The sequence below is a fragment of the Variovorax jilinensis genome, from assembly GCF_030316885.1.
Lineage (GTDB): Bacteria > Pseudomonadota > Gammaproteobacteria > Burkholderiales > Burkholderiaceae_C > Variovorax > Variovorax jilinensis.
Genome location: NZ_JASZYQ010000017.1, coordinates 1 through 2,624 on the forward strand (window position 1 = coordinate 1; position 2,624 = coordinate 2,624).

A 2,624-nucleotide genomic window follows, 5' to 3' on the forward strand; every position below is an offset into this window, starting at 1 on the left:
TGCTGTGCGACCTGCTCGATCGAGCCTTGGCCCGAGGGCAAGAGCATCAGCAAGATGTTGCGCACGCTGTCGGTTGCACTCATGCGTGTCGATCCGGCGGAAGTCTCCAGAACCTGGCGCGCGTAGCGCGCCATCACGGGATCGGCCATCGGGTTGGGAGCATCCAGGTCGCTCTTCGTACAAGCGATCCCGTTGAAATCCTGCCCGAAGTAGACACCGTAGCCGAAAAGCCGGAAGTGCAGGCTCGGATCGCGGGGCGGTGCGTGCGAGAAGCAGACCTGCAAAGGGTTCCATGCCGGGCCGAGGAAGAACTTCATATTCCGGAACGTCACCCCGACCAGCAATTCCGTCGCCTGACGCGATGAGCCGGCCTGCCCCACGAGAAATTGCTCCCGCATCACCGCGATGCCATCGGTCTCTTCGAGCGCCACGAGCAATGATTCGTTGAGCACATGGCTGTAACGAATCATCGCCTTGACGACGCGTCGCACCGTGGGTTCCTCGCGAGCCACCAGCGCCACGGCACCGAGGTTGGAAAGCTCACGCGTCTCTGCCATGCGCAGGCCGAAGTTGTCCACGCCGCTGGCACTGGCCGATGCTTCCAGCAGGTCCCGCACCGCTCGACTCGGGATGCGCATGTCGCGGTCGTGCAAGCACGCCGCATTCAGTCCTACCTTGGCCAGCAGGGGTAGCGGATCGAGGCCGACCGCACGCGCCACTTCGGGGTAGTTGGTGAGGCTGGCACTGCGAACAAGGTTGGACATGGGGATAACGCGATGTGTCACGTCAGGTTAAACCAATGTCACAGCCGGTCAATCAGCTCCTTCCCTTGGTCGGAACAATAAGTCTTCCGACAGTGCTCCAAATCAGGAGCTGCTAGCTGCGACGACCTCAGGAGAACCGACCGATGAACCAATACGAGACTGCATCCTCGACGCCTATTTGCGACCGCCTGCGCAAGAGCGGCAACTGGAACCCCAACTGGGAGCCCTTCGCTGAACTCGACCCCGACTGGACCGAGAAATTCATGGTCATGGGCCTTACGCCCATGTTCTCCGGCGTGCTCGATCCCAAGACGATCGAATTCATTGCCATCGCCGTCGACGCCTCGTGCACCCACATGTACGCCCCGGGCGTGCGACGGCACATCCGCAAGGCGCTTGACCTAGGCGCCACGAAGGAAGAAATCTCCGCCGTGCTGCAGTGCGTGAGCGTCTTGGGCATCCACACCATGAGCCTCGCCGCGCCCATCCTGCTGGACGAACTGGCTTCCGCACCCACGGCCTGACAGGCAGCAACCCCCTTTTCTCCAAACCACGAAGGACAACCTCATGCATTTCCTCGACGACTCCCTCCTCCCCGAGAACCAGCAACCTCTGGTCATCCAAGTCGCACCCTACGGTCCTCAGTGGGACGCCAAGGACTCCGACGACATCGCCGTCTCAATGGACGCCCAGGTCCAGAAGGCCGTGGATTGCTGGAACGCCGGCGCCACGGTGCTGCATGTGCACGTGCGTGAAGAAGACGGCAAGGGCAGCAAGCGGCTGTCCAAGTTCAACGAGATGCTGGCGCGCCTGCGCGAGGCGGTGCCCAAGATGATCCTGCAAGTGGGCGGCTCGATCTCCTTCGCCCCCGAGGACGACGGCCAGGCGGCCAAGTGGATGACGGACGACACGCGCCACATGCTGGCCGACCTGAACCCGCGGCCCGACCAGGTGACGATCGCGATCAACACTAACCAGATGAATGTGATGGAGCTCATGACCGCCGCTGACGTGGCGGGCACGTCGCTCGCCAACCCGGCCCTTCAAGCGGCTTACCGGGACATGATCGTGCCTTCCAACCCCTCCTGGCACGAGGAGCACCTGCGACGCCTGGTGGCCAATGGCATTCAGCCGCATTTCATGCTCGCCCATCTGAGCCAACTGGAGACGGTGGAGCGCCTCATTCGTCGCGGGGTGTACATGGGCCCGCTGATCCTGAACTATGTGGCGATTGGCGGCGGTGCGGCCGGTGTCAACCCGGGCGACATGATGGAGTTCGTGCGCCGCACGCCCGATGGTGCGACGCTGACCATCGAGACCCTCAACCGAAACGTGATCCCGCTGAACACGATGGCCATCGCGATGGGCATGCATGTGCGCGTGGGCATCGAGGACACGCTGTTCGGACCCACCGGTGAGCGCATGACCTCGGTGCAGCAGATCGAGGCCATGGTAGCGATTGCACGGGTGCTGAACCGCGACATCGCGAGCGGCGACGAGGCGCGCAGCATCTACCGCATCGGCGAGACCTATCGAAGCACCGAAGAGACGCTGGCGCGCATCGGGTTTGCGCCCAACCGGACGCAGGGCCAGCGCGGCGTGCCGATGCGTGTCGCTGCCTGAGTCGCGCCAACTGGACGCCGACCTTGGAGCCACCGCGTGTCAATCCCCGCCCACTTGAATCCCGCGGCACCGCGGTGGACCGACGTGCTCGGAGAGCACGAACTGACGGCACACGGCCGCGGCTTTGTGCGCCGCGATGGGCACGAGATCGCGCTGTTTCGCATCGATGACGCCGTGCACGCGGTCGCCGACAGCTGCCCGCACGCCGGTGCTTCGCTTGCCAGAGGTGCCCTCGAC

Annotated in this window: 4 protein-coding genes; 3 read left to right on the plus strand and 1 reads right to left on the minus strand. The window is 63.8% G+C overall.

The window, feature by feature from the left end; genetic code table 11:
• The coding region (locus QTH87_RS26125; RefSeq protein WP_286613347.1) for an AraC family transcriptional regulator at nt 1-764 on the minus strand (764 nt) is incomplete at its 3' end.
• Between the two features lie 143 nt (nt 765-907).
• Here QTH87_RS26125 and QTH87_RS26130 point away from each other — a divergent pair.
• The 3 genes from QTH87_RS26130 to QTH87_RS26140 form a co-directional block, all read left to right on the plus strand.
• On the plus strand, nt 908-1,288 hold the full coding sequence (locus QTH87_RS26130) for a carboxymuconolactone decarboxylase family protein (protein WP_286613348.1): 381 nt from the start codon (nt 908-910) through the stop codon (nt 1,286-1,288).
• A gap of 43 nt (nt 1,289-1,331) precedes the next feature.
• Nucleotides 1,332-2,387 (plus strand): beta-keto acid cleavage family enzyme, encoded by a 1,056-nt coding sequence (locus QTH87_RS26135; protein ID WP_286613349.1) that lies wholly within the window; start codon nt 1,332-1,334, stop codon nt 2,385-2,387.
• 54 nt (nt 2,388-2,441) lie between these two features.
• Nucleotides 2,442-2,624 (plus strand): Rieske (2Fe-2S) protein (locus QTH87_RS26140; protein WP_286613350.1); only part of this gene is annotated, 183 nt, incomplete at its 3' end.

Coding starts and splice junctions, on each gene's coding strand:
- QTH87_RS26130 (WP_286613348.1), top strand. CDS start 908: ATGAACCAATACGAGACTGCATCCTCGACGCCTATTTGCGACCGCCTG.
- QTH87_RS26135 (WP_286613349.1), top strand. CDS start 1,332: ATGCATTTCCTCGACGACTCCCTCCTCCCCGAGAACCAGCAACCTCTG.